Origin of the sequence: Salmonirosea aquatica (assembly GCF_009296315.1) — a bacterium.
GTDB lineage: Bacteria > Bacteroidota > Bacteroidia > Cytophagales > Spirosomataceae > Salmonirosea > Salmonirosea aquatica.
Genome location: NZ_WHLY01000002.1, coordinates 1,052,676 through 1,076,623, shown reverse-complemented (window position 1 = coordinate 1,076,623; position 23,948 = coordinate 1,052,676). Strand labels below are relative to the sequence as shown.

21 protein-coding genes, 1 tRNA gene and 1 pseudogene are annotated in these 23,948 nt (G+C 49.4%); 14 read left to right on the top strand and 9 right to left on the bottom strand.

The features are described 5' to 3' along the window. Positions 1 to 58: 58 nt before the first annotated feature. The 4 genes from GBK04_RS05610 to GBK04_RS05595 all read left to right on the top strand — a co-directional run bounded on the left by GBK04_RS05610 (position 59) and on the right by GBK04_RS05595 (position 5,859). A complete protein-coding gene (locus GBK04_RS05610) occupies positions 59 to 1,243 on the top strand; it encodes a dipeptidase (RefSeq protein ID WP_152765893.1) in 1,185 nt (394 codons plus the stop codon). A 146-nt stretch (positions 1,244 to 1,389) separates the two neighbouring features. Next, a complete protein-coding gene (locus GBK04_RS05605; protein WP_152757636.1) occupies positions 1,390 to 2,868 on the top strand; it encodes a maltokinase N-terminal cap-like domain-containing protein in 1,479 nt (492 codons plus the stop codon). Between the two features lie 278 nt (positions 2,869 to 3,146). Beyond that, positions 3,147 to 5,078: a 1,4-alpha-glucan branching protein GlgB gene (glgB, locus tag GBK04_RS05600; protein ID WP_152765891.1), complete on the top strand. Its 1,932-nt coding sequence runs from the start codon at positions 3,147 to 3,149 to the stop codon at positions 5,076 to 5,078. Positions 5,079 to 5,163: 85 nt separating this feature from the next. Continuing rightward, entirely contained in the window at positions 5,164 to 5,859 is a 696-nt protein-coding gene (locus GBK04_RS05595) for a hypothetical protein (protein ID WP_152757634.1), read from the top strand. 6 nt (positions 5,860 to 5,865) lie between these two features. On the opposite strand, the gene GBK04_RS05590 is transcribed toward GBK04_RS05595, so the two are convergent. Continuing rightward, positions 5,866 to 6,354 carry a DUF2721 domain-containing protein gene (locus GBK04_RS05590; protein ID WP_152757633.1) on the bottom strand — a complete coding sequence of 163 codons (489 nt, stop codon included), beginning with the start codon at positions 6,352 to 6,354 and terminating at the stop codon, positions 5,866 to 5,868. Between the two features lie 94 nt (positions 6,355 to 6,448). On the opposite strand from GBK04_RS05590, the gene GBK04_RS05585 reads away from it, so the two are divergent. Beyond that, the gene (locus GBK04_RS05585; protein ID WP_152757631.1) at positions 6,449 to 7,123 is read left to right on the top strand and encodes an NUDIX hydrolase; all 675 of its coding nucleotides are present in this window, start codon (positions 6,449 to 6,451) and stop codon (positions 7,121 to 7,123) included. Positions 7,124 to 7,224: 101 nt separating this feature from the next. After that, positions 7,225 to 7,296, top strand: a tRNA-Arg gene (locus GBK04_RS05580). Positions 7,297 to 7,573: 277 nt separating this feature from the next. On the opposite strand, the gene GBK04_RS05575 is transcribed toward GBK04_RS05580, so the two are convergent. Further along, positions 7,574 to 8,848, bottom strand: a complete 1,275-nt coding sequence (locus tag GBK04_RS05575; RefSeq protein ID WP_152757629.1) for a nucleoside hydrolase-like domain-containing protein — start codon at positions 8,846 to 8,848, stop codon at positions 7,574 to 7,576. A 100-nt stretch (positions 8,849 to 8,948) separates the two neighbouring features. After that, positions 8,949 to 9,146: pseudogene (locus tag GBK04_RS05570) on the bottom strand (AAA family ATPase); the annotation flags it as partial. 282 nt (positions 9,147 to 9,428) lie between these two features. Between GBK04_RS05570 and GBK04_RS05565 the strand changes: the two are divergent. Beyond that, positions 9,429 to 11,066, top strand: a complete 1,638-nt coding sequence (locus GBK04_RS05565; protein WP_152757627.1) for a phage tail-like protein — start codon at positions 9,429 to 9,431, stop codon at positions 11,064 to 11,066. Between the two features lie 6 nt (positions 11,067 to 11,072). Here GBK04_RS05565 and GBK04_RS05560 read toward each other — a convergent pair whose 3' ends face one another. From GBK04_RS05560 to ade, 3 genes are all read right to left on the bottom strand, one after another. Beyond that, positions 11,073 to 12,344, bottom strand: a complete 1,272-nt coding sequence (locus GBK04_RS05560; RefSeq protein WP_152757625.1) for a replication-associated recombination protein A — start codon at positions 12,342 to 12,344, stop codon at positions 11,073 to 11,075. 145 nt (positions 12,345 to 12,489) lie between these two features. Next, entirely contained in the window at positions 12,490 to 13,071 is a 582-nt protein-coding gene (locus tag GBK04_RS05555) for an RNA polymerase sigma factor (protein WP_152757623.1), read from the bottom strand. 171 nt (positions 13,072 to 13,242) lie between these two features. Then, complete coding sequence (gene ade / locus GBK04_RS05550) at positions 13,243 to 14,886, bottom strand: adenine deaminase (RefSeq protein WP_152757620.1); 1,644 nt, start codon at positions 14,884 to 14,886, stop codon at positions 13,243 to 13,245. 188 nt (positions 14,887 to 15,074) lie between these two features. Here ade and GBK04_RS05545 point away from each other — a divergent pair, with 188 nt between their 5' ends. Next, complete coding sequence (locus GBK04_RS05545) at positions 15,075 to 15,848, top strand: SDR family NAD(P)-dependent oxidoreductase (RefSeq protein ID WP_152757617.1); 774 nt, start codon at positions 15,075 to 15,077, stop codon at positions 15,846 to 15,848. A 122-nt stretch (positions 15,849 to 15,970) separates the two neighbouring features. Next, positions 15,971 to 16,831, top strand: a complete 861-nt coding sequence (locus tag GBK04_RS05540; RefSeq protein WP_152757615.1) for a fumarylacetoacetate hydrolase family protein — start codon at positions 15,971 to 15,973, stop codon at positions 16,829 to 16,831. A gap of 80 nt (positions 16,832 to 16,911) precedes the next feature. Here GBK04_RS05540 and GBK04_RS05535 read toward each other — a convergent pair whose 3' ends face one another. Continuing rightward, a complete protein-coding gene (locus tag GBK04_RS05535; protein WP_152757613.1) occupies positions 16,912 to 17,793 on the bottom strand; it encodes a hypothetical protein in 882 nt (293 codons plus the stop codon). A gap of 12 nt (positions 17,794 to 17,805) precedes the next feature. Further along, the gene (locus tag GBK04_RS05530; protein WP_152757611.1) at positions 17,806 to 19,224 is read right to left on the bottom strand and encodes an MBOAT family O-acyltransferase; all 1,419 of its coding nucleotides are present in this window, start codon (positions 19,222 to 19,224) and stop codon (positions 17,806 to 17,808) included. 301 nt (positions 19,225 to 19,525) lie between these two features. Between GBK04_RS05530 and GBK04_RS05525 the strand changes: the two genes are divergently transcribed. After that, on the top strand, positions 19,526 to 20,308 hold the full coding sequence (locus GBK04_RS05525; protein ID WP_373330739.1) for an endonuclease/exonuclease/phosphatase family protein: 783 nt from the start codon (positions 19,526 to 19,528) through the stop codon (positions 20,306 to 20,308). A 90-nt stretch (positions 20,309 to 20,398) separates the two neighbouring features. Here the strand turns inward: GBK04_RS05525 and GBK04_RS05520 are convergent, their stop codons facing one another. Then, entirely contained in the window at positions 20,399 to 20,797 is a 399-nt protein-coding gene (locus tag GBK04_RS05520) for a hypothetical protein (protein ID WP_152757609.1), read from the bottom strand. A gap of 348 nt (positions 20,798 to 21,145) precedes the next feature. On the opposite strand from GBK04_RS05520, the gene GBK04_RS05515 reads away from it, so the two are divergent. From GBK04_RS05515 to GBK04_RS05500, 4 genes are read left to right on the top strand one after another with little or no spacing between them, the layout of a single operon-like run. Next, on the top strand, positions 21,146 to 21,580 hold the full coding sequence (locus GBK04_RS05515; protein ID WP_373330738.1) for a nuclear transport factor 2 family protein: 435 nt from the start codon (positions 21,146 to 21,148) through the stop codon (positions 21,578 to 21,580). Positions 21,581 to 21,593: 13 nt separating this feature from the next. Continuing rightward, a complete protein-coding gene (locus GBK04_RS05510; RefSeq protein WP_152757605.1) occupies positions 21,594 to 22,118 on the top strand; it encodes a GNAT family N-acetyltransferase in 525 nt (174 codons plus the stop codon). 40 nt (positions 22,119 to 22,158) lie between these two features. Further along, positions 22,159 to 22,872, top strand: coding sequence for a (d)CMP kinase (gene cmk, locus GBK04_RS05505; protein WP_152757603.1), 714 nt, complete (start codon positions 22,159 to 22,161; stop codon positions 22,870 to 22,872). Continuing rightward, on the top strand, positions 22,869 to 23,942 hold the full coding sequence (locus GBK04_RS05500) for an NAD(P)/FAD-dependent oxidoreductase (RefSeq protein ID WP_152757601.1): 1,074 nt from the start codon (positions 22,869 to 22,871) through the stop codon (positions 23,940 to 23,942). Before cmk ends, GBK04_RS05500 begins: the two co-directional genes overlap by 4 nt. Positions 23,943 to 23,948: the final 6 nt, after the last annotated feature.

The window sequence follows — 23,948 nt, the reverse complement described above, 5'->3', positions numbered from 1 at the left end:
AAACCAATTGAAAATGAAAAAGCAGTATGTAGCGGCTCTGGTTTTCGTGGGCCTGACGATGGGGAAAGTGTGGGCGCAAACGCAGCCCATCACCGAAAAGCAAAAAGAGAAAGCGGCCAAAATTCACGCCCAGGCGCTGACCATCGATACGCACGCCGATGTACCCATCAACATGATGAAGGACGGCTTCGACGTGGCGCAGAAGCACGATTTTGAAAAAGACGGCTCCCAGATTGACTTTCCGCGCATGAAGGAAGGCGGCATGGATGCCATGTTTTTTGCCGTGTACCTGGGTCAGGGAAAGCGGACGCCCGAGGCTACCGCCGAAGCAAAGGAAAGGGCGTTGGCGATTTTTGATAAGATTCATAAAGCCGTGGCTGCCAACCCTGACGTGGCCGGCATCGCTACGACGCCCACGGATGCTTACGATTTGCAGAAGCAGGGCAAGCGGGCGGTATTCTTCGGGATGGAAAACGGCTGGCCCGTAGGCAACGACCTCGCCAACCTGAAACAGTACTACGATCTGGGCTTAAGGTACATCACGCTGTCGCACTCGGCCAACAACGATATATGTGATTCCTCGACCGATCCCGATGGCCCCGAATACAATGGCCTGAGCCCGTTTGGTGAAAAAGTGGTGCAGGAAATGAACCGTTTGGGGATCATGGTGGACATCTCGCACGTATCTGACTCGACCTTTTATGATGTGATGCGACTCACTAAAGCTCCGGCCATTGCCTCGCATTCGTCGTGCCGTGCGCTTTGCGACCATCCCCGCAACATGACCGACGACATGATCAAAGCCCTAGCCAAAAACGGTGGCGTGATCCAGATCAATTTCGTGCCGGATTTTCTCAGGAAAGCTAGCCAGCAGCAGGAACTGTCCATGAAAGCCATCCGGCTGAAGATGCGGCAGGTAGATCTGTCAGATGACGATAAAAAGGCCCTATACGCCGAAATGAAGGCCATGCGCGAGAAATATGCCGGCGATATGCCCACCGTGGCGGTGGCTGTCGATCACATCGAGCACGTTATCAAACTCGTCGGCGTGGACCACGTCGGCATTGGCATGGACATGGATGGCGGCGGCCAGGTGATTGGCTGTCGCGATGTTTCTGAAATCGGCAGCATCACCGAAGAACTCGTCCGTCGGGGCTATTCGGCCAAGGACATTGAGAAAATCTGGGGCGGCAATATCATGCGTGTTTTGGCGGCGACAGAGAAGGTGGCAAGGAGTTTATGAGGTATAAAGTCTATGAATGCATGGGTAGGCGAATGGAGTCAATTATCGCAACAACAGGATTCCCGTAAACTTTGAACCGTTGTCTGATCGCTCAATAACGCATCTGCCCCTGAACTTATAGACTAGAATCATAACCCTTACAATCAATGCCTATTTCATCCGATCAATTACTCGACTTTCTGAAAAAATGCCGCTGGTTTGCGGGTAAGGCACGTCAGCTCACTTACTGCGCGGTGGGCCAGCAGCTTTCCTTTCACACGGCTACCCTCTGGATTGTAGAGGTAGGCTACGCCGAAGGGGACACCGAGCAGTATCAATTGCCCGTAGCTACAGTACCCGAGATGCCTGGGTTCAGCACCGAGCAGACGCTGATCATGGAAACGGACGGGGGGTACCTGGTGGATGCGATTTATACGGAATCTTTTCGTAAAGCGCTCTACACCCATATCTATACGGAAGAAGGCATCGGGCACGACGAATCCCGTCTGGCGTTCAACCGGGGTAAAGGCTTGGCCGCTGATGATGTCCCCGAACACATCGTTACCCGTGTACTGCCGGTTGATTCCAGCAACTCGGCGCTGGTTTTTGGCGAAAAGTACTTCTTCAAACTCTACCGGAAACTTTTCCGCGAAACCAATCCTGAGGTGGAAATGGTGGAATTCATCACCGAAAATTCCAGTTTCACCCAGATCCCGGCCTTCTGTGGCAGTATGACTTGGAAACGCCTGGGCCAATCCGATATCACGCTGGGCATGATGCAGCGCATGGTAGAGGCCGACAAAGACAACTGGGTTCGGACGGGCGACTACCTCAATGACTTTCTGTATGCGGTCCCCAACCGGGTGTTTTCCATTCAGGAAGATGTCTTCGAGCGGGTAAGCCTATTGGGGAGGCGTACCGGTGAAATGCACCGGGCGCTGTACAGTCCCCGCGCCCAGACCTCTTTTTCACCAGAACCCTTTACCGATGATTATCGGGAATTTCTACGACATCGGTTGGGACATCTGCTGGAAACGCGATATAATCTGTTAATTGACAAGTACCTAACGCTCGATGAGCCCACCAAGGCCCTGGCCTGGAAGTTTATGGAGGCGAAGGAGCTGATTGATGAATTTTCGGAAGAACTCCTGAGTCAGGATCTGGACTCGCTGCGAATCCGTATTCATGGGGATTACCACCTGGGTCAGGTACTCAATGTGCATAATGACTTCATTGTCATTGATTTTGAAGGTGAACCCGAAGCCAGTATCAGCGACCGGAAGATTAAGCACTCGCCTCTGAAAGACGTGGCGGGTATGGTGCGGAGTTACCACTACGCGGTTTCGTCCAAAGTATTCAACAGCGTTGAAACCGAACATGTGGAGACCAACCGCTTACTCAAGGTGACCGACCGCTGGTACAAGCTGATGAAAGAAACCTACCTGGATGGGTACATGGAAGCCATCGGCTGGCCGCATCCCCTGTTCAAAGATCAGAACGAAATCAACTCGCTCATGCTCTACTATCTGCTGGAAAAAGCGGTGTACGAACTGGGCTACGAACTAAGTTACCGACCCGACTGGGTCAAGATCCCGTTGAAGGGTATTGTGGATGTAATCAGGGAAATTGAAAAAATGCATGGATAAGCAAACAAAATTGGCTTAGCCCGAAAAGATGATTACTTTGGCAATAGATTTTATATAATTTCTTATTCCAGAAATACAAAATGGCAAAAAAGCACGATAAAGATACCACCGAAAAAAAGAACCCCTCAGTCGGAAAGAAACCAACCGAAAAGAAAGCTGCCAAAGGGGATAAAGCGACCGCAACGAGTAAAAAAGTAGCCGCCATCGAAAAGAAAACGTCTGAAGCAACGCCGAACGTACGGGAGGAGGTACCTCAGGAGGATCTTCAGGCCCGTGACATGAGCCGTACCCACAACTTCAAACCCGTGGAAGGCGTCAGCCGTTTTTCCGAATTTGATATCTTTCTTTTCAAGGCAGGTAAGCATTTCAAGCTGTATGACAAGCTGGGATCGCACGTCATGGAGCATGAAGGGGTGGTGGGTACCTACTTTGCCGTGTGGGCTCCAAATGCCAGTGCCATTTCCATCATTGGCAATTTCAATGGCTGGAACCGCGAAGCCCATGCGCTCTACCCGCGCTGGGACGAATCGGGTATTTGGGAAGGCTGGATTCCCAACATTGGCCGCGGGGAAGTCTATAAGTATTTCATCAAATCCAACAACGGACAGCATCTCGAAAAAGCTGATCCTTTCGCCCTCTGGTGTGAGGTAGCCCCCAAAACGGCTTCCATTGTGTGGGATACCTGGTACGAGTGGAACGACGCCGACTGGATGGAAGTACGGAAGGATAAGAATAAGCTCAACGCCCCAATCTCGGTTTATGAGTTGCACCTGGGTTCGTGGCGGCGCGATCCGTCCGATCCCGAGCGGTACCTGACCTTTCACGAAATTGCCGATGCTCTGGTACCCTATGTGCAGGAAATGGGCTTCACGCATGTGGAGTTCATGCCTGTGATGGAGCATCCCTACCCGCCTTCGTGGGGGTATCAGATCACCGGCTATTTCTCCGTGGCCTCCCGAATGGGTACCCCTCAGGAACTGATGTACCTCGTGGACAAACTGCATCAGGCCGGGATCGGCGTCTACCTCGACTGGGTACCTTCCCATTTTCCCGGCGATGCCCACGGCCTCTATCGCTTTGATGGCTCGGCGCTCTACGAGCACGAAGACCCACGCAAGGGGTACCATCCCGACTGGAAAAGCTATATCTTCAATTATGGCCGCAATGAGGTACGTTCCTTTCTGATCAGTAACGCCTTATTCTGGCTCGATCGTTACCACACCGACGGCCTGCGGGTGGATGCTGTGGCTTCCATGCTGTACCTCGATTATTCCCGTAAGCATGGCGAATGGATTCCCAACGAATTCGGCGGGCGCGAGAACCTGGAGGCCATCTCGCTGCTGCGGGAAATGAACATGGCCGCTTACAAGGAGTTCCCCGACATTCAAACCATCGCGGAAGAATCCACCTCCTTTCCGGGAGTGTCGCGTCCCGTATTCGTAGGTGGACTGGGCTTTGGCATGAAGTGGATGATGGGCTGGATGAACGACACGCTCAAGTATTTCGAAAAAGATCCTTCGTTCCGCAAGTGGCATCAGGATCAGTTGACGTTCAGTTTGGTGTATTCCTTTTCCGAGAATTTCATGCTACCCTTCTCACACGATGAGGTAGTGTACGGCAAAGGCTCCATGGTGAATAAAATGCCCGGCGATGAATGGCAGCGTTGCGCCAATCTGCGGTTGCTGTATAGCTATATGTTTACCCATCCGGGTACCAAGCTGATATTCATGGGTTGCGAATTCGGCCAGACTTCCGAATGGGCTTTTCAGAAAAGTTTAGACTGGCACCTGTTGGATTATGCTCCGCACCAGGGAATCAAAAATTGTTTCAAATCGCTCAATGAACTTTATAAAAGCGAACCCGCCCTTTATGAGCATAGTTTCTCTCCCGAAGGCTTTGAATGGATCGATACGCAGGACCGTGAGAATTCAGTGGTGATCTATGCCCGTAAGGGTCTCAAACCCGCCGAGAATGTGGTGGTAGTTCTTAATCTAACGCCCATCCCCCGTCCCGACTATCGGGTCGGAGTACTTTCCGAAGGTACCTGGGAGGAAATTTTCAATAGCGATGCACCGGAATTTGGCGGTAGCGGAGTAGGTAATTACCAGGAAGTAGCCACGGATAACAAACAGTGGCATGGTAAGCCACAATCAGTCCAGCTCAATCTGCCTCCGTTGGGAGCCCTAGTCCTGAAAAAAGCAGAAAAATAGTCCGAAGGGCCGATTCTCAGAATCGGCCCTTCTAATTTTTGGGCTTTTGCGTACCTTTGCGCTCTTTAAAAATACTATTGAGCTGATGAAGAAAACGTTTGGAGTCGTATTGCTATTAATAATCGGGATCGTGTCGGGGTATGGGCAACGTATATCCCGGGTTGCGTCCGGTGTGGATGTAGGTGCCAGTTTTGCAAAGGGACAATTCGCTCCCTCCTTGCTCTACTACCAGGCTCTGCACCCTGCCAATTCTCCCTGGATAGAAATAAATGGAGGAGCGAGGGTATGGAGTTATTTTGCCAATGATACCTACCTGACCGCCCCAGCGGGTAATTCCAAGGAAGACGCAATGCAGCTCAGCCGTGTCACGGCCACAGGCATTAGTTTCGTGATGGGGGCAAATTTCAAACTTGCCAAAGTCATCGACCTGGGCGTGAACGCCGACCTACTGGGCATCTCTTTTGGAAAACGCAGGAACGCGATCTACCGCCTGGCTTCGCCCGAATCCGTCAAAGACAGCCTGAGCCTTGAATTAAACGGAGAAGACGTAGGGATTGCTCCCGCCAATCTCAACGTGATTCCCTTCCTTAAAAATAAGAACAACGGCCAGGCCGAGGCATTCATACGCGTGTGGGTAAGTCCGCAGTTGGCCATCAAGGCAGGATATGTGTGGGGGCAGGTTAGTTATCGTGCAGATATGAAGCTGAACAACGGCCAGAAGCGTTTTTCTACTAACTACCAAATGCCCTACGTCGCCATTACGATACCTCTGTATAATTAGCCAGCCTCACTCCTTATCGGTAGACGTGGGGTTGTTTTTATTGCTTGATGAAGGAGCCTCGGACTTGGCGAGGATATTGAAAAACTCGAAACTCCGGCGTTCCAGAGTTTCCTCCATATCGTGGAGTTCTATTTGCAGGGCTTTGATCGAAACGGAAATTTCCAGAAACGACAGCGCCAGAGCCGAAATCTGCAAGACCAGTGCCCCAATAAACAGGGCACGGGCCGTGAGCATGTGTTCCTGAAGCAGCACCAGCATGCAAATGGCACTCAGGAGTAAACTCAACACCGCCAGACCCTGAATGGTACGGATTAGCCGGAGCCGCATGTGCAGGTTCTTGATTTGGGCTACCACCACCCCGTCCGGATTTTTCTGAAACTGCTTGTGCAGATCCCGGATCAGGTTGGCAATGGCCAGAAAACGGTTTGTGAAGGCAATCATCAGCAATGAAACCGTAGAAAACAGCAGAGCAGGCGTACTGAGGGTGAGTTCCATGTAATGAGAGGTAAGAAAAGGAAGGTGGTATGTTGATCCAAAAATAATCAATAAACCTATCAGCTAAGGGCACTAAACCGGTAGCTTATTCAAAATGACAGAAGAAAAACTAGCAGACGCTCATAAATTCCAGCTTTGGAAGAGTAAGCTCGAATCAAACGGGCTGGATGTGCACAGTATTGAAGAAGTATATTCGCGCCGCAAAGGGAACGGTGAAATCCTGTTCTCACTGCTGATGACTGATGCCACTACACCTGAGGGCGACAAAATTCCGCCGATTTGTTTCTTAAAAGGCGAAGTGGTTTGTGTTTTGATTTGCTTCATTGAAAAGCAGAGCCGGGAGAAGTACCTGCTGTTGGTGAGGCAACGTCGCATATGCGATGGCTCCCACACCTACGAACATCCGGCGGGGATGCTGGACAGCGAAAGTGATCCGGCGGCCGTAGCCGCCCGCGAAGTCCACGAAGAAACGGGCATTGTGGTACCCAAGGAAAAACTAACCCGCCTGTTGAATCATCCCTGCTACCCTTCTACGGGTACCAGCGACGAAGCCATGTATTTCTTCTTTTGTGAAATTGAATTGCCACTCGAAGAAATCAGGGGATACCATGACCAGTCCATGGGCGTAGAATCCGATCATGAGCGCATCACCACGTATGTCGCCCCGTTTGCCGAAGGACATCGCCTCATCACCAACACCAATGGCATTCTGCTTGACTACCTGTACCTGAAAGAAGTGGGAGATTGGGAAATGATGAAAGTGCTTTAAATCAGACTTCCTGCTTTGAAGCTCAAAATAATTGACAAAAACTGACGGAATACTATTGCCACATTTTTAAAAATACGGCTATATTTGCAGCCCGATCCCAAGCACCCGTAGTTCAATGGATAGAATTTCGGTTTCCGGTACCGACGATAGGGGTTCGAATCCCTTCGGGTGCACACTATATTGTTCAAATCCGCTATCTATCAATTAGTTAGCGGATTTTTTATTTCTTGTGTATCAGAAAAGGTACCCTATATTAGACAGAACATTATTTGGGTACTACGTTCATCAGCCCCTTTTTGTATCGGGTTCGAGTGAGGGTTCCCTTATCCGTAGGTTGCAGGGTAAAATGCGGGGTTTCTTTAAGGTCGATCAAAGTTTCTATTAACGAAAAGGTAAGCCGGAGAGAAATTAACAACTTATAAACGCTGTGGAACCAGAGGCAAAAGCGCCTTATTTCAGCCACTCCCAGCGTTTAGCCCAATCGCTAAGAAATGCTTCCCGATGCTTGGCCACGGTTTTGGCTCCCTGCTGCGGGCCCAGGAAAAGTTCGGGTTCGGCACGGTCACCATACCAGTGGGTACCTAGCTTGATGTCGTCGGGGCCTGGTTTTCCCGGCCAGGGGGCTATGCTCACATAGCTGCCGGTCTGCCCATTCAACTCCGGAATATTGCTTGCTGTGGTATAGGTACCCGTTTCGGCCTGCTTAGGGGAGTACCTGACACCGTATATTCCCTCACCGAGGTAGTAACCTGGCCACGATTGCCCCCCGCTTTTGAACGTAAAACAGGCGGAATCCTGCGGAATTTCGAGCTTAGGCCCCTGGAACTGCCATTCCAGCACCGCGTAGGTAGCTACGGTATCAGCCCTGGTGCTGTTGCCCTCAAATAGGGTGCGGGAACTCCGGTCAATCCGTGTAAAGCTACCGCCCCAACTTTCGCCCATGGGAATATCAGGATTGCCTTTCATTAGGTAAGCGAGCGAGGGCGTGTCGCCCATTTTAATTTCGCCCTTGTAGTAATTGACAAAGTCTTTTCCCAGGGCTCCTTTTCCCTGAATATGAGTACCATAGTAGGCCTTGCCGGTCAGGCTTTTGAGTGATTCCGAATCCATAAACAACCCACGGTAGGTGGCATTGGCCTCAATCATCCACAAGTCGGGGTGGTACTCAGCCAGGTAGGTATAGGCATTGACACTCCATTTTTTGTTGGGGCCACCTATCCAATACACCCTGATTTTTTCCTTGATCTCGGGAGCATCGTGCAGCGCTTGCGCTACATCTTCGATACCGCCCCATACCAGTACCCACAGGGGTTGGTCGCTTGGTTTTTTTGCGCAGGTAATGAGCCAGTTGGAGCCTTCGGTCGAGGTAGAAAATCCTTTATAGGGTGCTTCGGGAATGGTACCCTGTTTGCAAACCTTCCGCAATGCATCGGGAGCCGGAAAGCCGGAGGAATGTTTTTTTAATTTGGGCAGATCCTTTTCGTAGAGATCAATTATATCCAAAATGTTTTGCTTGCGGCCGTCGCCAAAGGGCGAGGATACCAAGCCTTCGATCTGAAATTGATCGGCATACATTAGCAAGTGGATCATGGATTGGAAATCATCCGCGTCGGTCCCGCCAATATCCGTACTGATCAGAATCCGGGGTTTGGATTGTGCTTTCACCCAGCTAGTACCCAGGAAATGCAGGATCATAACTACCAGGCCAACATACCTGAGAGCCATCTTCAAATACCTAATGATAGGATAGGTCATAGGTCAAATACTGGTAAATGAAAGAAAATTGTTGCATTATGTGAGAGGTACCTTGTGCCATTAGCATAAATCAATAGCCGTACCATTCGTTCCACCATTGCTGCAGGTTGCGCCTGATTTCTGCTTCCCGGGGATTATTGCCGGGGGTGTAGAGCGTGGTACCCTTCAACTCATCGGGCAGGAAATTCTGCTGGACGAAGTTTCCTTAGTAGCTATGGGAGTACTTATACTCTTTCCCGTAGCCGATTTGCTTCATTAGTTTGGTGGGAATTACTAGGCCATGCTTTTCGGGGTTGAATAAGAAAAGATCTATATTTTATTGTGCTTGGTTGGATAGAGATAAGGGTTCAAACTTTATAATTCGAGTCTAAGAGTAACAATATAAAGGGAACAAGTAAACTATGCTCATAATCTTTTTAGGTTTAAAGCAAATAATCGTAATTCAATGATCAGCAGTTAATTTCTGTATAAAATTAAATACTCCGAGCCTATAAGAATTTGCAGAATATATCTAAATTGTATTAATATTTAGTTGAAAACTGCACCCATTATGAAAAGAATTTACATTTTTCTATTTGTTTTTATTCTATCGTGCTACTGTATTCAGAAGACAGCCCACGCCCAAATTAAAATTGGTGGTTCTGGCGCTCCCAACCCTTCGGCTGTTCTTGAATTAGAAAGCTCCAATCAGGGGTTCCTTCTACCTCGACTTACCAGTTCTCAGCGTGATTCGATTGCAGGTCCAGTCGATGGGATGCTGATCTTCAACGTTACGCTGAGTTGCACTCAGCTTTATAGTGATGGTGGTTGGGCTTGCCTTGGTGTTGGCAGCCAGAGTACGAATTTTCCTCTCCGTCTCACATTCGATGAAATTGCAGCCCTTCCCTCTCCTGTTGAAGGCGACCTGGCCTATGATAAAACTTTTCACTGTTTACGCTATTACAACGGTATTGAGTGGCTATGCACCTACAAGAAAACTGGTGATACAAGTCCCGAAGTGACTGCTTGGAAAACGAATGCCAGTTACTATGGCAGTAATGCTCATAGGATAGCTGTGAGTCCGGATGGTAGCGTTTACATCAACAGTGGCCCTGGCAATAGAGTGTCGGACGGGAATTTAGCTAAATACGACAAAAACGGAAATTTGCTTTGGGTAAGAGTGATTAACGGGGCGGTCAAAGACATTCAAGGATCAGATTTAGATGTAGACTCCGATGGTAATGTTTATATGGTTGGTAGTTTTGATAATTCAGCTAACTTTGGCTCCACCAGCTTAACTTCATATGGAGGCTTGGATATTTTTATTGTTAAATACAACAGTAATGGAGACTTGCAATGGTTACAACAAGCAGGGGGAACCCAAAACGATTTTGGATTTAGGATCGCAGTAGATGCTTCGAGAAATATCTATATATCTGGGGTGGCAGATGGAACTGCTGGCTTTGGTTCGCTTACTCTAAATCCATCTAGTGGTGGATATTTTATCGCCAAGTATAATAGCAGTGGAGTGGCTCAGTGGGTTCAAAGGGCAGGTGGTGCAATCTCTGGAATCGCAGTTCAAGGCAGTGGTGCCCTATATATAACAGGTAGTTTTGGCGGAACAGTTAACTTTGGTTCAATCCCCTTGACTGCCCTAGGTGGGAGTGAAGTGTTTATAGCAAAATATACCTCTGAGGGAGCTGTTTTATGGGCGAAGAGTGCTGGCGGGGGCCAGAATGATACATCGACGAGTATTGCCGTGGACTCTGGAGGAAATACATTCGTTACCGGGGATTTTTCAGGTACTGCCACATTTGGAAGTACTACGTTAACTTCGAACGGCATAACCGATATGTTCGTTGCAAAATATGATATCAATGGAATTTCTCTCTGGGCAAAGAGCGAAGGGGGCTCTTCGGGGGACAGTGGTTCAAGCATAGCTGTGGATTCAGATGGGAATGCGTATGTGACTGGTACAGGTTACTTCACCGAAGGGACTTTGCTACTGACGAAGTATAATGGTAATGGGACAGTACAGTGGTCTGAGATCGCAGGTGGCACAGGAACGAAGGTTGGAAGTGACGTAGCTCTGAGTGGTGGAAGTGATGTGTTTATAACCGGATTCTTTACTGTCAATGCCGTTTTTGGTGCTACAAAGCTGACCACATACCAACAACATGAAGTTTTTGTTGCAAGATACAAGCAATAACGTAAATCAATACCCATACCATTCACCCCACCACTGCTGCAAACTTCGCCTGATTTCCGCTTCTCGGGGATTCTGACCGGGGGTGTAGAGCGTGGTACCCTTCAACTCATCGGGCAGGAAATTCTGCTGGACAAAGTTTCCTTCGTAGCTATGGGAGTACTTATACTCTTTCCCGTAACCAATTTGTTTCATCAGTTTGGTGGGTGCATTGCGTAGGGCGAGCGGTACGGGTAGGTGTGCGGTTTTTTCGGCCAAAGCGATGGCTTCATTGATGGCCATATAGCTGGCGTTGCTTTTGGGCGAAGTAGCCAGGTACACCGCCACCTGTGAAAGGATAATCCGACATTCAGGGTACCCGATGGCTTTAACGGCCTGTATGCAGGCGTTGGCCATAATCATGGCCGTAGGGTTGGCATTGCCGATATCTTCAGAAGCCATGATGAGCATGCGGCGGGCAATGAACACGGGATCTTCGCCTGCCACAATCATGCGGGCCATCCAGTAGAGTGCCGCGTTGGGATCACCTCCCCGCAGCGATTTGATAAAAGCCGAAATGATGTCGTAGTGTTGCTCGCCCGATTTATCGTATCGCGCCATAGTTTGCTGGGCCACCTGCGTTACCAGCTCGTCCGTAATCGTAACATCTTCTTTGGTACCCTCGCCCAGCACGACCAGTTCCAACAGATTCAGTAGTTTGCGGCCATCCCCGCCCGAGAGGCGGAACAAGGCCTGGTAGGAATCAATTTGAACGGTTTTGGATTGTAGCCAAGTATCCTTTTCGAGTGCCTGATGTACCAACTCCTCCAATTCTTTTTCTCCCAGCGCTTCCAGAATATAAACCTGGCAGCGCGACAACAAGGCGGAATTTACTTCAAAAGAGGGGTTTTCGGTGGTAGCGCCGATCAAAGTAATCTGTCCTTTCTCTACGGCTCCGAGCAGGGCGTCCTGCTGGCTTTTGTTGTAGCGGTGGATTTCGTCGATGAACAGAATGGGCGAGAAAAGACCCATAGGCTTAGAAAGTATTTCACGCAGGTCCTTCACGCCCGAACTGACCGCGCTCAGACTATGGAAGGGACGCTTGGTAGCCTCCGCGATCAGAAAAGCAAGCGTCGTTTTCCCGACGCCCGGCGGTCCCCACAGGATAAGGGAAGGGATGGTGTTGTTTTCAATGGCCCGGCGCAGCGGACCCTTCGGTCCGACAAGCTTTTCCTGGCCTACATATTCGTCGAGTGTCCGGGGGCGCATGCGTTCGGCCAGGGGGGCAGTGGTGGGAATCATAGTCAAATTTTGCAATGCGTGGTTTAATACGAAGATAGCCCAAAATGCTTTCTGAAAGGGTACAAAAAAATAGCGCAACCCTCGGAGAAGGTCGCGCTAGCGGCAGAAAATAAATTAATAACTCAAATCAGGAAGTAGTAAGATCTCATAGGGTGACGCATTCCAAAGTCATGTTCTTTTTCAGATTGCTCAGAGCACCAAATACCAGGTTATAAACCGATTGGATGTTGATTTTCATCAGTTCCGCAATTTCCTGGTTATTCATGTTCATGTAGAATTTCAGGAAAATAGCTTCGCGTTGCCGGCGGGGCAGGTGGTTGATGGCCTTGTTGAGGTGTTTGTTCGTGGCCTCAAATTCTTCCTCTGAAATAAGGTCTTTCTCGTGCGAGGTCGTATGGATGTGCCAGTACTCGACGGGAATGTCTTCGTTGCTGGTGTGCTTTTGAAGCGCGTTGAGGTGGCGGACCAATTTACGCTTGATGGAAGCCATCAGGTAAAATCGCACGGATGTCGTGTCCCCGATCGTATTACGATTTTTCCATAACTCTACGAATAAATCATGGATACAATCTTTGATGAGGGGCTTGTCAATGGTAAACTGGGAACAGTACTGATAAAGGATGTGGACGTAGGATTGATAAAGGCAGGCATAGGCGTTTTCGTCGCCCGTTCTGAACTGGTTCCAATAACGCAGTTCCTCTTCTTGCTTGTATCGTACGTAGGCCATGAGCAGGGTTAAAAGTGAGAGGTTAGGAATAAAGGTCAAATATACACTTGTAAATATATTTATAAAAAAACATTAAAAAAAAATATTTGAAAGAGAAAAAGATTATTTATCCGTGGAATACTCTACATGCCTATACGAATTATACAAGACATTGACGAGCATTAAGGAGGTCTACCCGGAAAGGGAAACGAAATTAAAACGATCGCCGTCGAAAAGACCTTTGTCACTCAGTTTTAGGGAAGGTATGACCAGTAGGGCCATGAATGACAAAGACATAAAAGGAGAAGTGAGGGTACTGCCCAGAATTTTTTTAACGAATTGATCGATTCTCGTGTAGCTTTCGGCTACGGAATAGCCATCGACGTCGGTCATCAGGCCCGCAATCGGGAGCGCCAGCCGGTGGGTTTCCTCCGGGCTTACGGCCGAGATTCCCCCTTTGGTTTCTATGACCGCATTGATGGCTTCGCACAAGCTGGCATCGTCGCAGCCTACCGCGATGATGTTGTGCGAATCGTGGCCGACGGTGGAGGCAATAGCTCCCTTTTTCAAGCCAAAATTCCGGATGAAAGCGACGGCAGGCGGCGCGTCCTGGTACCGATTGACGACCGTGATTTTGAGCAGATCGCGGCTTATGTCGCTTTCAATCACCCCATTGGGGGTAGGTACCTGCTCTTCCACGGAGTTTGTAATCAGTTGACCGTCCAGCACTTCGATGATACGGAGGCGAACGGAATCTGCCTGGGATTCTATAGTGAAATCAGAGGGTACCTTTACAGTACAGGAAAAGTTATTGACGTGCTCCGAACGCAGATCCGGAAGCAGGGAGCGTCCGGCTTCAGCCACTGATTCTCCGTTGAGGTAGGTATTTACTACTGAAAAATTCTGCAAATTATCCACGACAATGAAATCAGCCGGATCGCCCTCGCGAAGAAGCCCTACTGGTAATCGGTAGTGCAGTACGGGGTTCAGACAAGCCGCCTGCAGCACATTGAAAAGATCATGACCGGCCGCCAGGGCGCGTTTTACCAGGGCATTGATATGGCCTTCCACCAGGCTGTCGGGGTGTTTGTCATCCGAGCAGAACATGATCTTCCGGGGAAATTCGGCCAGAAGTGGAATCAACGCATCGAAATTTTTGGCGGCGCTGCCTTCCCGAATCAGGACGTGCATGCCATTCTCGAGCTTTTCGCGCGCTTCTTCGTACATAAAACACTCATGGTCGGTGCTGATGCCCGCCTCGATGTATCGACGGGCATCCTCTCCCCGCAGTCCGGGGGCATGGCCATCGATGGGCTTGCCAAATGCTTGCGCCAGCGCCAGTTTTGCCATGATTTCCGGGTCATTGTGTAGTACACCCGGATAGTTCATCATTTCGGCCAGGTACCCTACCTCTTTCATACCCAATAGTTTCCGTAAATCGCGCAAGCCAATGGCAGCTCCGGCGGTTTCGAACGGCGTAGCGGGTACACAGGAAGGAGCACCGAAACAAAACTTAAAGGGTACCCTGCGTCCATCCTCGATCATGTACTCTACGCCTTCGATACCCAGTACGTTACCGATCTCATGTGGATCGGAGACCGTCGCTACGGTACCATGCACCACCGCAAGCCGGGCAAACTGGCTGGGTGTGAGCATGGAACTCTCGATATGCACGTGCGCATCCACAAAACCCGGCAGCAGGTAGGGGAGGGCCGGGTTCTCTTTTCCAAGCACGAGCGTATTGCTGATGCGGCCGTTTTCAATTTCCAGTCGAGCTTCGCGAATCGTGCGGTCGAAGATATTGAGAAGGTTGGCTTCTAGGGGAAAGCTTTTCATGTAAGGGTAGTAGGATTGCGGCGGGAAAAAGGCAGCTACAAAGTAGGAATTTTTAATTCTATTTTGAAAAAAAGAATCAGGATACGATTATTAGTGCTTGATTTGAGCCTTTATTACCAAATGTACCCCGGGGCGGGTAGCTTAGCACCGGGTACCCCAGTTAATTCAAATTTCAATTAAAACCGCTAATGTTTCGATTAGATAATAAAGTAGCCCTCGTTACGGGCGGAGCCAGTGGGATCGGCCTGGCAATTTCCAAGGTATTTGCACAACAGGGTGCCCAGGTGCATATTTTGGAAATCAACGAGCAGCAAGCCCAAACCGCAGTAGATGAAATAACAGGGACGGGCGGTCAGGCTTGGGCGCATGGGGTGGATGTGTCGAAGCAAAAGCAGGTAGTGGAGGTGATTGATGCCATAGCGGCGGAGCGAAAAATTGATATCCTGGTCAATAATGCCGGGATTGCCCACATCGGGAAAGCGCACACGACGTCCGAAGAAGATTTTGACCGCATCTTGAGCGTAAATATCAAGGGCGTTTATAACTGTCTGTTTGCCATCATTCCCCACATGCAGCGGCAGGGCGGGGGTGTTATCCTGAATATGGCTTCCATCGCGGCCACGGTAGGAATCCCCGATCGGTTTGTGTATTCGACCAGCAAGGGCGCAGTATTCACCATGACTTTGTCAGTTGCCCGAGACTACCTGGCCGACCACATCCGATGCAACAGTATTTCACCTGCCCGGGTGCATACGCCTTTTGTGGATGGCTTTATCTCGAAGACCTACCCCGGCCAGGAAAAGGAAATGTTCGAAAAACTTTCTAAAACGCAGCCCATTGGCCGCATGGCCAAGCCCGAGGAAATTGGCGCGCTGGCGTTGTACCTTTGTTCCGATGAGGCTTCGTTTATTACGGGTTGCGACTACCTGATCGATGGGGGCTTTGAGAAATTAAATAATTGAAAAAAAGCTTTACGCCCTAAACTTTCCAGTAATGAACTGGAGATCGCCAAACGATCATCATACTTGCGGCTTAAAGCCTATTGCCTAAAGCTCTACATAATTCAAATTCTAAATAAAACTGCATGAAATTATTTCGCTTCGGCGCGCATGAACAGGAAAAGCCGGGAGTACTGACGGCTGACGAGAAAATGCTGGACGTATCGGCCTTCGGAGAAGACTACAACGAGAAGTTTTTTGCTAGTGATGGTACTAGCCGGCTTTCCGAGTGGCTTGCTACGCATGAAGGTACCTGCCCGCAGGTACCCGAAAAAACGCGCCTCGGCTCGTGCGTGGCGCGTCCTTCCAAGATCATTTGCATCGGTCTCAACTACGCCAAGCACGCGGCGGAGTCTGGTGCCCAGCCACCCGCCGAGCCCGTGGTATTTTTCAAAGCTACCTCGGCGCTGTGCGGGCCCAATGATCAGGTAGTGATACCGAAAAATTCCGTGAAGACTGACTGGGAGGTTGAATTAGCCGTCGTGATCAGCCAGCGGGCCAGCTATGTGGAAGAAAGCGAAGCCATGAAGTACGTGGCGGGCTACGCCTTGCACAACGACTACTCGGAGCGTGAGTTTCAGCTGGAACGTGGCGGCCAGTGGGTGAAGGGTAAGAGCAACGATACCTTTGCTCCCGTAGGACCCTACTTCGTGACTGCCGATGAGGTACCCGATCCGCACAATTTGCGCCTGTGGCTTTCCCTCAACGGAAAAACTTTACAGGATTCCAGTACGGCGGATATGATTTTCTATATACCCAAATTGATCAGCTACCTCAGTCACTTCATGACCCTACTGCCGGGCGACATCATCTCAACAGGTACCCCCGAAGGGGTGGGCCTGGGCATGAAACCACCGATGTACCTTAAGCCCGGCGATGTGGTCGAGCTAGGCATTGAAGGCTTGGGTACCCAGCGGCAGGAAGCGATTGCCTGGGAAGCACGCTGATAGCAAGCTAGTTGGTATGTTAAAAGGGAGTCCGAATTTCGGACTCCCTTTTGATTTTTTAAGCAACAAGGTACCCTCGTTCATGGCATAATTCCCTGCCGTTTCAACTCATTCCGAAAGTAACGCAGGTACTTATACACGCTTATCTTTTCCAGGTGGGTACCATCCGTGGTGAAGTACCCTTCGCAATCGGGCATGTCTACGAATTTGCAGCCCATCGGCTCGAAGGCCGCTTTGATCATGGTGCGGAGTTGTACAGGCGCACCCATGCCGCAGAGTTTTGGGTCCACGGGTACCTCAAAAAAGATGATCTGCACGCCCTGCTTCTGGAAATACTCCACCAGGGTTTTCAATTTATTGATCTGATCGGCCACGTAATTTTCGGGGTAGGCGTTTTTTTGGGCTTCCAACTGTACCGCGAGCATGGCTTTGTACGAGTCTTCGGAACGTTCCAGTCCTGTGGGTGGGGTGGCGGGTTGCAAATCAGGGTTGCCATCCAGCACCAGGGGTAGGCGGGCCAGTACGCCCAGAGGCTGATTGCGTTCGCGCCACGAGTGCATCACTTTTTTGACGGGGTACATGACCGGCGAAAAAAGCGAGGCCTGTAAATCCGGGTCTTCATTCCGCATCAGCACATTCATCTCGATGAAGATGCGTTGGGGTTTGTAGTCCATTTTCTTCAAAATCTGTAGGCCGTCGAAAATGGATTGCCCGCCAAACGATAGGTTATAGAAACTTCTGGGTAGACTGTCGGCAGGTACCTTGGAGGTAATCCTATTGCCAATGGACGAACCAACCATGATGTTGTCGTAGGTTTTGGTGGCATAGATAAAATCATGCGCCCGCACCACACTGCTCTGCGGGGCGTTTTGGCCGGTAGACCACCACGCATCCACCGATCGCATCAATATTTCGTAGCCCACCAGCAGAAAAAGAGCCGTAAGCAGGGATTTTTTAAGCATAGAGGGAGTTGATCAAAACTGGAAATAAATGAAATCGGTCCCGATGCCGCTATTGGTGACGATCAGAAAAAACATTAGTCCGTACACATAAGGCTCGGCCCGGCGGGCCAGCGTGTGCGTGGGGTTATGAGTTTTGTAGAGATAATACAGATGGTAAAGTACCACCGGTGTCGAATACAGGGCCACATACACCACGATGGCCATGTAGGAACTGAAGCCCGTGTTGTTGAATAGTGCCTGCATAAACTTAATGACGTGACCAAAATCGGTGAGTTTGAACAAAAGCCAGGCCAGCGTCACAAAGGAAAAAACCAGCAAACCGGAGAGTATTTGGCGCAATACGGAGGGCTTTTCGGGTGCCGGATGGCGATCACGCCAGAAACGCTCAACGGCCAGCGCCAGGCCGTGGAAGGTACCCCACACCGCGTAGCTCCACGCGGCCCCGTGCCATAGGCCACCGAGCACCATCGTAATCATCAGGTTAAAGTAGGTACGGGCCTGTCCCTTGCGATTGCCGCCGAGGGGAATGTAAAGGTACTCTCTCAGAAAAGTGGAAAGGGAAATATGCCATCGCCGCCAGAACTCAGAGAAAGAAGTGGAAATGTAAGGGAAATTAAAGTTTTGCATGAGCTGGTAGCCGAACAGTCCCGCCACACCAATGGCAATGAGCGAATAGCCCGCAAAATCGGCGAAAATCTGGATGGAATAGCCAAAAAGCAAGGTCAGCAGCACAAAGGTAGAATGCGTCTCAAAGTAGGGGTACTGGATCCAGAAGGTGTGGTGGTTGAGTTGATCGGCAATCACCATTTTCAAAAAGTACCCCGTCACCAGCGCTTTGTAACAATATTGCCAGTCGAGTTCACCAAAGAATTTTTCTTTGATTTGGGGGATAAAATCGTGGGCTTTCAAGATGGGCCCCGCCACCAGGTGCGGGAAAAAAGCCACGAAAAACGTGGTGTTGATGGCGTGTCTGGTGATGGATTTGGCTACTAGGCTCCGGTACTTGGGGATGTCGCGACCCCGGTAAGCGTCGACTACCAGACTGATGCCTTCAAACGTAAAAAATGAAATACCGATGGGTAGGGGTACATACGCCAAAAATTCACCTACGCTGTGACCGGGCGGAAAAAAGGTCCGTCCAAACAGTGGACTGTATTTGAAAAAAGCCAAAATGAGCAAATTCATCACTACACCGACGGTGGCATATGCCCGTCGCCGTTGGGGCAAACCGTGTACGACCAGATAACTCGTTGTAACGTTGATAATTACCGAAACCAGGAAAAGGATCAGCAGCTTCGGATTGGTGTACCCATAAAAAAACAGACTAGCAGCAATTAGGATCGGTACCTGAATACGGCGAAGAAAGGGCAGGTAATACAGTCCAAAAGTGACCAGTACCAAGGCCACAAACTCGAAGCTATTGAATAACATAGGGTTTTGATGGTTAGAAAACCAACGTTCGGTGATTTACATACTAAGGATAGGTGCGGGTGAGCGACCATTCCCGGTGCCGGTCTGTCTTTATGGTTCAAAAGTAAACACTCCAGCCGGATCAGCAAAAACCGATGCCTATGAAGTACCTGCATCTGTCCAGGAAATGGCTATGTGCTAAGGAATAGTTACCTTGGCACGTATGTTGCAGGTATATTTTTCGGAAACTGGTATTTACTTATTTTTGATGGAGAAAAGCCTTGAACTGTATCCGGGAAAGAGCGATTAACCAGCCATTATCTTGAAAAATAAAGTTATTAGCCTGTTGGCCTGGGTCGTAATGATGTGCCTGATGGGTTTGAGGCCCCAAAGGGTAGTTGAGGTGCGCGTGTTAAGCTACAACATGCATCACGGCGAAAACAAATGGGGAGAATCGAATCTGAGGGATGTACTCAAAATTATTCAGGATCAAAAACCGCAAATCGTCGCCTTACAAGCTGTTGATAGTCTGCATGAAAACGGCCGGATAAACTATCAAATCAGGCGATTGGCCGCCCAAACGGGAATGCATTATCTCTACGGAGCCTCGGACAGCCTAGCGAACGGAAGTCACGGGGTAGGTATTTTGTCGAAATGGCCCTTTGAAAATTCGCAGAAACTGACCCTGCCAAGTTCCCCGGGTGCTGACCCACGTACATTGCTGTGTGGGCTGATCAGTGCGGCTGAGGGACTCACTTTTCGTATTTGTAGTGCCCGGCTCGAATATGCCTCGGTCTTCGACCGTGCCCTGCAATCGGCTTACGTCAACCAATTGCTTGCCCCAAGCATTCAGCCAGTCCTGTTGGCGCTCGATATGGGAGCGCGTCCCAACGAGCAGCCCTACTTTTCGTACCGCACCCGGTGGCTCGATGCCGCCAAAGGGTCCTATCTACCTACCTGGACCGAGGGTATTTCCGGCGATCGGTTGGATTATCTCATGGCACTCAAAAATACCCGGGTACGGGTCAAATCGTATAAAGTGATTCAGGATTATCCCGACGCCTCGGACCATTATCCTATCCTGGCCACGTTCGAGTTCTGGTAAAACCCAAAAAAAATCCGGTGCAGGGTACCCTGCACCGGATGCATACAAAGTTTTGTGGAGGTCAGAGTCTGAGAAGAAAACTGTTGAGGATCAGTTAAAAGCTGACACAATCCGACGGGTCTGCGTCACGACATCGAACGACTGATTGTACTTCTCATTTCCGTCCACAATTTCAAAAGTGTAGGTGCCATCATGTAGCGGGGAAAGGTCGAAGTACCTCAGATAGGCCGTTTGGACTGCCTTGGTTTCCTTGTAGAGAACAGTGTTCTCCGAATCCAGGATCCGAACGGCAATTTTGGGATTTTGAGGTGTATTGAACAATACTTTGAATTGCATAGGTTTGGTCTGAACGACCAGAAATTTGCCCGTCGGGGACTGCGTTATTGTCTTTTCAGGTGCATCGTTGACCTGCGCTACTACGCACACGGCGGAGGCAGTCAGAAGTAGGCCACTCAGGGCTACTGTTGAAATGAAATGGTTTGTTTTCATAAGGAATTAATAATTTGAAGTTTCTAAAAAAAGTTAAATAAACTGATTTAAGAATCCGATTCTCCAATTCTAAAAACTTTGTATTTCAAATGTATAAAATATTGTAATACAGAAAAATATGTAAATGTTGTTTTGGCAATAACTTATTTTAATAGATATTAAACTACTTGAAATAGTACAACGGATATATTTTCTTGAATGAAGTTTGTTTAAAAAGTACCATTATTAAATTGTTACGAAAAGTATGTATTCCCTGTGCATAGTACTATTTTTAACCTGAGTTCCCAATGAACCGGGAGCCAGATCTCCCGATCCTCAACCAATCTATCTCCTAAAATGTATAGCACAATGAAAAAACAGGTATTGCTTTTATTGATTTTCGGTCTGACCTGGTCAATGGCGCAGGCGCAATCAAAAGACAAACAGGAGGTACTCGACCGCGTGGAAACCTGGCGTAAGGCTGTTCTGGCGCAGGATGTTAAGATGTTGGACAAGCTTTACGCCAATGAACTTACCTATGGTCATTCCAATGGCCGCATCGATACCAAGGATTCATTCATCACTACCATCGGTACAAAAAAGGAAGTATATAATGAACTGAATCTTGACGACATGACCGTAAGCATTGTGGGTAACACCGCGCTGGTACGGCATAAGATGACCGGTAATGTTACCCTAGAGGACGGTACCCTCAGTAAGCCCAACCTGGGGGTACTCCAAGTATGGAGCAAAACCAAATCGGGCTGGCAACTTCTGGCCCGTCAAGCTTTCAAGCTACTATAAAAAAGGAAAGCCCATGGCCATCCGAATCAGACCGTTCCGGTCGGGCGACGAGGACGACCTGGTACTACACGCCAATAATCCACGGATAGCAGCCACGCTACGCGATTCCTTTCCTTATCCTTACACCCTTCAGGACGCGGGCCAATGGATTGGCCGCTGCCAATCGGATGAGCCCAACGGAACTGTGCAGAGGGCAATCATACTGAACGACAGAGTCATCGGCGGTGTTGGTGCGTTGCGTGCTTCGGATGTCTACCGGTATAACGCCGAAGTAGGGTACTGGCTGGGCGAGGAGTACTGGGGACGCGGCTACACCACACAAGCCCTGCACCAGTTGGTCGATTGGCTCTTCGCCCATACCGATCTGAATCGCCTTTACGCCGGGGTATTTAGCTTCAACGAACCTTCCATGCGGGTACTTTCCAAGGCAGGTTTTCAGTTAGAGGCGATTCATCAGGATGCCATTTACAAAAACGGGCAGTTTTGGGCGGAACATTATTTCGTAAAGTTTCGGCCTCAGAAATACGTACCTCGGTGAGTTTCGCTTATTTTGCCGATTTACCGGACGTCATGCATTTATGTCTTCAATCATTATAGCCCTCGACGGATATTCGAGTTGTGGCAAGAGTACCACGGCCAAACTGGTCGCCCAGCAACTCCATTACGCCTACATTGATACCGGGGCCATGTACCGCGCCGTAACACTCTATTTCATACAAAACCACATCGCGCTTACCAATCCCAAAGAAATAGATAAAGCCCTGGAAGACATTCATATTACCTTTCGGCTTCATCCTGTTACCAAAAGCAGCGATACGTTCCTCAACGGAATGAATGTCGAACACGAAATACGGAAAATGTACGTATCGGATCGGGTAAGTGAAGTGAGCGCAGTGGCCGAAGTACGTCACGCCATGGTGGCGCAGCAGCAGCGGATGGGCAGGAGTAAGGGGATTGTCATGGATGGAAGGGATATAGGTACGGTGGTTTTTCCAGAGGCCGAATTGAAAGTATTCATGACCGCCGACCCCCTCATGCGGGCTCAACGTCGGCAGAGCGAGCTCCTGGCCAAAGGTGAGATGGTGGACTTACCGGAAATTATGGCCAATCTAGAGAAACGGGACTACATCGATACCCACCGCGATGAGAGTCCACTGCGGCAAGCGGACGATGCTGTCCTGATCGATAATACCTTCATGACTGTTGATGAGCAGGTCGAATTGGTAGTCGGATTAGCCGATGCAAGGATAGGGCAGGCCGTGCGCCGGGCCGAAACAGCAGGCAAGAAATGAATAGCCGGAAATACGATTACATTCTGGTAGGGCAAGGAATAGGCGGCACCGCCCTCGCCTGGCATTTGATTGAAGCCGGTAAGCGGGTTCTGGTAGTGAATGACTCAAGCCGTCCTTCGGCTACTTCGGTGGCAGCGGGAATTTACAATCCCCTGACTGGCCGCAAACTCGTGAAAACCTGGATGGCTGACATCATTTTTCCATATGCGGCACACTTTTATACGCAGCTTGAGGGTACCCTACACAGTCGATTCGTTTATCCGCTTCCGATCTATCGCCCGTATCGTTCACTGGAGGAACGTAATAGCTTTTTAACCTACGCATCCGAAAGCGGAGTCGCGGAGTATATTGCAAAAGATTCTGATAGTCATTCCGATATTCCAGGCCTGCGGGCGCCGTTGGGTGGATTGGTGGTAAAAGGGGGAGGTTGGATCGATTTAACGAGTGTGGTTAATAGAAGCAGAAGCTTTTTTATAGAAAATAATCAATATATAGATTGTGATTTTTTTTCTATAAAGCTAACAATCAATGATTCTAATGTCAGTTGGGGAGAGTATGAAGCTGGTAAAATCATATTTTGTCAGGGGGTTGATGCCCGCGAGAATACGTTATTTGACTGGCTCCCGTTTAATCCTGTGAAAGGGCAGATTCTGGACGTGTTATTTGATAAGTATTCAGCCGAAGAAATCGTCAATCAGGGTATATTCATACTCCCTTCGCCCGACCGGCAAACCTACCGGGTGGGTGCTACCTACTCCTGGCACGACCTGGATTGGGCGACAACGGATGACGGTCGGGAATATCTGGAAGATAGGTTGCGGCCCCTTGTGACGGATCAGTATACAGTATTGGCACAGCGGGCTGGCCTGCGACCTTCGAGCAAAGACCGCCGCCCATTCATCGGACTGCACCCGGTTCATCCCACTATTGGGATATTCAATGGGCTGGGTACCAAAGGGGTGACTCTGGCTCCGTACTTTGCGAATGAATTTGTACAATACCTTGAGAATGACAAAGAATTGAATTCCGAAGTGAATATTGACCGCCATTTTTCGTTATATTACCGCTAAAGACAG

Coding starts and splice junctions, on each gene's coding strand:
- GBK04_RS05610 (WP_152765893.1), top strand. CDS start 59: ATGGGGAAAGTGTGGGCGCAAACGCAGCCCATCACCGAAAAGCAAAAA.
- GBK04_RS05605 (WP_152757636.1), top strand. CDS start 1,390: ATGCCTATTTCATCCGATCAATTACTCGACTTTCTGAAAAAATGCCGC.
- glgB (WP_152765891.1), top strand. CDS start 3,147: ATGAGCCGTACCCACAACTTCAAACCCGTGGAAGGCGTCAGCCGTTTT.
- GBK04_RS05595 (WP_152757634.1), top strand. CDS start 5,164: ATGAAGAAAACGTTTGGAGTCGTATTGCTATTAATAATCGGGATCGTG.
- GBK04_RS05590 (WP_152757633.1), bottom strand. CDS start 6,354: ATGGAACTCACCCTCAGTACGCCTGCTCTGCTGTTTTCTACGGTTTCA.
- GBK04_RS05585 (WP_152757631.1), top strand. CDS start 6,449: ATGACAGAAGAAAAACTAGCAGACGCTCATAAATTCCAGCTTTGGAAG.
- GBK04_RS05575 (WP_152757629.1), bottom strand. CDS start 8,848: ATGGCTCTCAGGTATGTTGGCCTGGTAGTTATGATCCTGCATTTCCTG.
- GBK04_RS05565 (WP_152757627.1), top strand. CDS start 9,429: ATGAAAAGAATTTACATTTTTCTATTTGTTTTTATTCTATCGTGCTAC.
- GBK04_RS05560 (WP_152757625.1), bottom strand. CDS start 12,344: ATGATTCCCACCACTGCCCCCCTGGCCGAACGCATGCGCCCCCGGACA.
- GBK04_RS05555 (WP_152757623.1), bottom strand. CDS start 13,071: ATGGCCTACGTACGATACAAGCAAGAAGAGGAACTGCGTTATTGGAAC.
- ade (WP_152757620.1), bottom strand. CDS start 14,886: ATGAAAAGCTTTCCCCTAGAAGCCAACCTTCTCAATATCTTCGACCGC.
- GBK04_RS05545 (WP_152757617.1), top strand. CDS start 15,075: ATGTTTCGATTAGATAATAAAGTAGCCCTCGTTACGGGCGGAGCCAGT.
- GBK04_RS05540 (WP_152757615.1), top strand. CDS start 15,971: ATGAAATTATTTCGCTTCGGCGCGCATGAACAGGAAAAGCCGGGAGTA.
- GBK04_RS05535 (WP_152757613.1), bottom strand. CDS start 17,793: ATGCTTAAAAAATCCCTGCTTACGGCTCTTTTTCTGCTGGTGGGCTAC.
- GBK04_RS05530 (WP_152757611.1), bottom strand. CDS start 19,224: ATGTTATTCAATAGCTTCGAGTTTGTGGCCTTGGTACTGGTCACTTTT.
- GBK04_RS05520 (WP_152757609.1), bottom strand. CDS start 20,797: ATGAAAACAAACCATTTCATTTCAACAGTAGCCCTGAGTGGCCTACTT.
- GBK04_RS05515 (WP_373330738.1), top strand. CDS start 21,146: ATGAAAAAACAGGTATTGCTTTTATTGATTTTCGGTCTGACCTGGTCA.
- GBK04_RS05510 (WP_152757605.1), top strand. CDS start 21,594: ATGGCCATCCGAATCAGACCGTTCCGGTCGGGCGACGAGGACGACCTG.
- cmk (WP_152757603.1), top strand. CDS start 22,159: ATGTCTTCAATCATTATAGCCCTCGACGGATATTCGAGTTGTGGCAAG.
- GBK04_RS05500 (WP_152757601.1), top strand. CDS start 22,869: ATGAATAGCCGGAAATACGATTACATTCTGGTAGGGCAAGGAATAGGC.